Source organism: Micromonospora phytophila (assembly GCF_023656545.1).
Lineage (GTDB): Bacteria > Actinomycetota > Actinomycetes > Mycobacteriales > Micromonosporaceae > Micromonospora > Micromonospora phytophila.
Window position 1 is genome coordinate 1 of sequence record NZ_JAMOKF010000408.1, and the last position, 4184, is coordinate 4184.

Annotated in this window: 6 protein-coding genes and 1 pseudogene; 5 read left to right on the forward strand and 2 right to left on the reverse strand. The window is 75.0% G+C overall.

What is annotated here, in order from left to right:
- Positions 1-122 precede the first annotated feature (122 nt).
- Together NCC78_RS28425 and NCC78_RS28430 are read left to right on the forward strand one after the other, a co-directional pair.
- A pseudogene (locus NCC78_RS28425) lies at positions 123-383 on the forward strand (5-formyltetrahydrofolate cyclo-ligase); the annotation flags it as partial.
- Between the two features lie 7 nt (positions 384-390).
- Positions 391-807, forward strand: coding sequence for an FmdB family zinc ribbon protein (locus tag NCC78_RS28430; protein WP_250798360.1), 417 nt, complete (start codon positions 391-393; stop codon positions 805-807).
- Between the two features lie 353 nt (positions 808-1160).
- Here the strand turns inward: NCC78_RS28430 and NCC78_RS28435 are convergent, their stop codons facing one another.
- Positions 1161-1343, reverse strand: coding sequence for a hypothetical protein (locus NCC78_RS28435; RefSeq protein WP_250798361.1), 183 nt, complete (start codon positions 1341-1343; stop codon positions 1161-1163).
- Between the two features lie 528 nt (positions 1344-1871).
- Between NCC78_RS28435 and NCC78_RS32270 the strand changes: the two genes are divergently transcribed.
- The gene (locus NCC78_RS32270) at positions 1872-2036 is read left to right on the forward strand and encodes a hypothetical protein (RefSeq protein WP_308220966.1); all 165 of its coding nucleotides are present in this window, start codon (positions 1872-1874) and stop codon (positions 2034-2036) included.
- 117 nt (positions 2037-2153) lie between these two features.
- On the opposite strand, the gene NCC78_RS28445 is transcribed toward NCC78_RS32270, so the two are convergent.
- Positions 2154-2636, reverse strand: a complete 483-nt coding sequence (locus NCC78_RS28445) for a DUF2231 domain-containing protein (protein WP_250798363.1) — start codon at positions 2634-2636, stop codon at positions 2154-2156.
- A gap of 196 nt (positions 2637-2832) precedes the next feature.
- Here NCC78_RS28445 and NCC78_RS28450 point away from each other — a divergent pair, with 196 nt between their 5' ends.
- Together NCC78_RS28450 and NCC78_RS28455 are read left to right on the forward strand one after the other, a co-directional pair.
- Positions 2833-3261: a Fur family transcriptional regulator gene (locus tag NCC78_RS28450; RefSeq protein WP_250798364.1), complete on the forward strand. Its 429-nt coding sequence runs from the start codon at positions 2833-2835 to the stop codon at positions 3259-3261.
- 65 nt (positions 3262-3326) lie between these two features.
- On the forward strand, positions 3327-4184 hold an 858-nt coding region (locus NCC78_RS28455), incomplete at its 3' end, for an oxygenase MpaB family protein (RefSeq protein WP_250798365.1).

Below are 4184 nucleotides of genomic sequence, written 5' to 3' on the forward strand. Positions count from 1 at the left end.
CGGTCACCAGGTGATCACGACGAGAGGACGGCTTGACGGCATCGAGGATCGGCTTCTACTGGGAGGGAGTGACAGTCGCGTGCCCCTTGCGTGCCCGTTCGCATGGGTGCCGGCGGTCAACGGCGGTGGACCGCCGTGGGCTGCGGCTGGGCCGGGGCGGCGGCTCGTACGACCGGGCCCTGGCCCGGGTGCCCGCGAGCGCGCTGACCGTCGTCCCGTTGCACGACGGTGAGCTGGTCGAGGCGCTTCCCGCCGAGCCGCACGACCGCCCGGTACGCGCGGTCGTCACCCCCGCCGACGGCCTGGTTACGCTTGACGCGGCCCCGGAGGGTGCGGCAGGTGTCGCGCCCCACACTTCCGCTGGACGAACCCGGGGGCGATGACGCACCATTGGCACTCGAATACGTCGAGTGCCAACCGGCCGTGCCAGATCCGGAGGAGAACGTGCCCACGTACCAGTACGCCTGCACCGCGTGTGGCGAGCAGCTCGAGGCGGTGCAGTCCTTCTCCGACGAGCCGCTGACCGAGTGCCCGGCGTGTGAGGGGCGGCTGCGGAAGGTCTTCAACTCCGTCGGCGTCGTGTTCAAGGGCTCCGGCTTCTACCGCACCGACTCGCGCGCGTCCGCCACGGACGCCGCGAAGAACGGCGCCGCCAAGCCGGCCAAGTCCGATTCGTCCTCCTCGGGCGGCGACTCCGGCTCGTCGGGCGCCTCGACCACGTCGTCCTCGTCGTCGACCGGCTCGTCCGGCTCCAGCGGCGGCGGGTCGACCAAGACCCCGGCCGCCAGCACCTCCAGCGCCTCCTGACCGGCGCCGCACACCGACCCGTCCCGGGGTGGGCCCTCGCCCGCCCCGGGCGTCGGCGCGTCCGCCGACGGTGACCCCGGGCTCTCCGACGTCTTCGGCCGGTTCTCGACGGGTCGATCCAGCAGCTCCGGTCGCCGGTTAGGGGTTTTCCACAGGGGCGCCTCGTTGTCCACAGGCCGTCCCGATGCCACCTGCGGTCGGCCCGCCGCCGCCTGGCCTCGCCGGTCGCGGGCCGTCCGGGCTCCCGGCGGGCACGGCAGCCGGAGGTGGCCGGATGCCGTCGGTACGGGGCGCGGTGGGGCCAGGCGGGTCTCCGATGCGGCCCGGCCGGCGACGCGCGGGACGGGGTGTGGTCAGTCCCAGTGCGGCGGGCGCTCGGCGAGCAGCCAGTCGTCGTTGCCGCCGGACCGCTCGCCCCAGCCCCGGTCGGTGTCGTCGGCGGTCTGCTCCGGCAGCACCACGAAGTCGTCGCTCAGGTCGACCGTGCGGTCGTCGTCGCCGCGCACGGCCGGCGTACCCGGATCCTCGGTGCTCACGAGCGGAAAGACTAGCGCAGCCGTGATCCCGCTAATCGGAGCGCAGCCGGGGTGCCGGCCGCGTCCACGGGTCGTCGGGCCACCGCGTTGGTAGCGTCGGACGGCGTGACGACCCCCAGCTCCGGCAGCTCCCCGGACGAGCAGTGGCGGCGGCCCGACGTCGGCCCCGGCGAACCTCCGGATCAGCCGCCCGCCGCGCCGTCACCCCCGGTGGCCCCGAGCGGATCGGCCCCGGCCAGCTCACCGGACCCGGCCGGTGGGCCGCACTCGTCCGCCACGGCGAACCCAGCGGAATGGCCGGGCCCGCAGGGAGAGTCGAGCCCGCAAGGTGGGTCGGGCCCGCGGGGTGCTTCGGGCCCGCCGGGTGAATCGGTCTGGTCGGACCGGGCGGGCGCGGAGGGCGCACACGGCACACCGGGGGCGGCCGGGTGGTCGGGCCCGCCGGAAGCCGGCGGGGCGCCGAGCCCCGGAGGCGGCTACGCGGGCCCGCCGCCGACCACCCCGCCACCGTCCGGTTGGCGACCCCCGGTGCACCTGCAACCGCCCCCGCCCCGGCGGCTGCCGCCGCAGGACATGGCCGGTCTGGACGCCGCCGAGCAGCGGGCCCAGCGCCTCACCAACGGCATGGGCCTGGTGGCCGCGGTCGTGCTGGTGATCCTCGTCTGCCTGCTCTGCTCGCGGATCCTCTTCTGAACCGCAGGGGCGCGGCCCCCACGTCGACGTGCCCGGTACCAGGACTGATCCCAACCGCGTCGACGCCGAGACCGTGCCGGAGGCCCCCGCCGCCGCGCCGGCCGGGGCCCACGGCTGTCAGAGGGTGTTCCCCCAGACGGCCTCCGCCCCGGAGTGCCCGGTGAGGTAGACGTAGAAGAGGCTGGCGACGCCGAGAGCGACCACCGCGACCGACAGCGCCGGGGTCACCCAGGACGGCAGCCTCGGCACCCGGGGGTGCCCGCTGGTCACCACGAGCAGCAGCACAGCCGCCACGGCGAGCGGCAGGACGTACCGGAACAGGATGTCGCCGTACCGGGAGTGGTCGAAGATCTGCTGGACGATCGGGCCCTGCAGGCCCCGGGCGACGAACGCGTCGGTCAACTCCTCGCCGGACTCGACCGCCACGAAGGCGGTCACCGGCGCCACCACGGCGAGGATCGCCACCGCCCAGTCCAGCCGGGGGCGGAACCGGGGCAGGGCCACGTACGCGCTGGAGAGCAGCACCAGCAGCGGCACGAAGACGACCACCGCGTGCACCACGAGCACATGCGCCGGTAGACCCAGGATCTCCTTGAACATCGACACCTCCGGCGGTACGCGGTCGGGGGGTGCCAGCGTACGGTGCGCCGGTCGACCCGCCCAGGCCTTGTCACCCGGCTACACGCGCGGCACGGGGCTCCGGTTCACCGTGCGGCGGCACGACCTGGGTGTGGCCGGGGCCACCCTGTGCCGCCGGTCGGTTGTCGGCCCCCGGCCCGCGTGCTGTCATTGGCGCATGTCCGGTGGCGAGGAGTTGCTCCGGTCGAGGGGCCTGCGGGTCACCCGGCCGCGCCTCGCCGTGCTCGACGTGCTGGCCGCCGGCGGCCACCTCGAGGTGGACGAGATCACCCGCCGGGTTCGCGAACGCCTCGACTCCGTCTCCACGCAGGCGGTCTACGACGTGCTCGGCGCGCTCTCCCGGGCCGGGCTGTCCCGCCGGATCGAGCCGGCCGGCAGTCCCGCCCGCTACGAGGCCCGGGCCGGCGACAACCACCACCACGTGGTGTGCCGGGGCTGCGGTGAGATCGCCGACATCGACTGCGCGGTCGGCAGTGCCCCCTGCCTGGACCCGGACATCGCCCACGGGTTCGAGGTCGACGAGGCGGAAGTGACCTTCTGGGGCCTCTGCCCGCCCTGCCAGGCCCGTCGCTCCGCCGACAACTGACCCCGCCACCACCTCGCGCGTCCACCGTCCGGCGTGGGGCCCCGGGGGCGTGGCACGCTTGGTCGGTGGACTCCGATGACCTCGGCCTCTTCGGTCCGGGTTCGGTCACGTGGAAGGTGCACGAGGAGCCGATCCTGATCGTCGCCGGCCTGCGCTCGCTCTACCTGCAGGCACTGCACCCCCGGGCGATGGCCGGCGTGGCGCAGAACAGCAACTACCGCACCGACGCGTGGGGCCGCCTGGTCCGTACCGCGACCTACGTGGGGACCACCATCTACGGCACCACCACGGAGGCGGAGGACGCCGGGCAGCGGTTGCGCCGGCTGCACGCCCGGATGCGGGCCACCGACCTCGTCACCGGCGAGGAGTTCCGCGTCGACGAGCCCGACCTGCTGCGCTGGGTGCACGTCACCGAGGTGGAGTCGTTCCTCGACACCGCGCGCCGGGCCGGACTGCCGCTGACCGCCGACGAGGTCGACGGCTACTACACCGAGCAGCGGCGGGCCGCCGCCCTGGTCGGCCTGGACCCGGAGACCGTCCCCGGCACCGCCGCCGAGGTGGCCGACTACTACCGGCAGGTCCGCCCCGAGTTGCGGATGACCCGCGAGGCGGCCGAGACCGCGGTCTTCCTGACCGCGCCGCCGATCCCGTGGAAGCTGAACCTGCCCGCCCGGATCGGGCTCAACCTGGGCCCGCCGCGGTTCGCGTACTTCGGCATCGCCGGCACCGCGCTCGCGCTGCTGCCGTCCTGGGCCCGGCGGATGTACGGCGGCCTGGGCCTGCCGACCACCGCGCTCACCGCCGACCTGACCCTGCGGGCCCTGCGGCTGACCCTCGCCGCGGTGCCCCGCCGCTGGCGGGAGGGGCCGATGCAGCAGGCCGCCAAGGAACGCGCCGCCCGGCTGACCGGCACCGCGCTCGGG

What these genes read in the sequence shown, in the direction of transcription:
- NCC78_RS28450 (WP_250798364.1), top strand. Translation starts at nt 2,833, where the DNA reads ATGTCCGGTGGCGAGGAGTTGCTCCGGTCGAGGGGCCTGCGGGTCACC.
- NCC78_RS28445 (WP_250798363.1), bottom strand. Translation starts at nt 2,636, where the DNA reads ATGTTCAAGGAGATCCTGGGTCTACCGGCGCATGTGCTCGTGGTGCAC.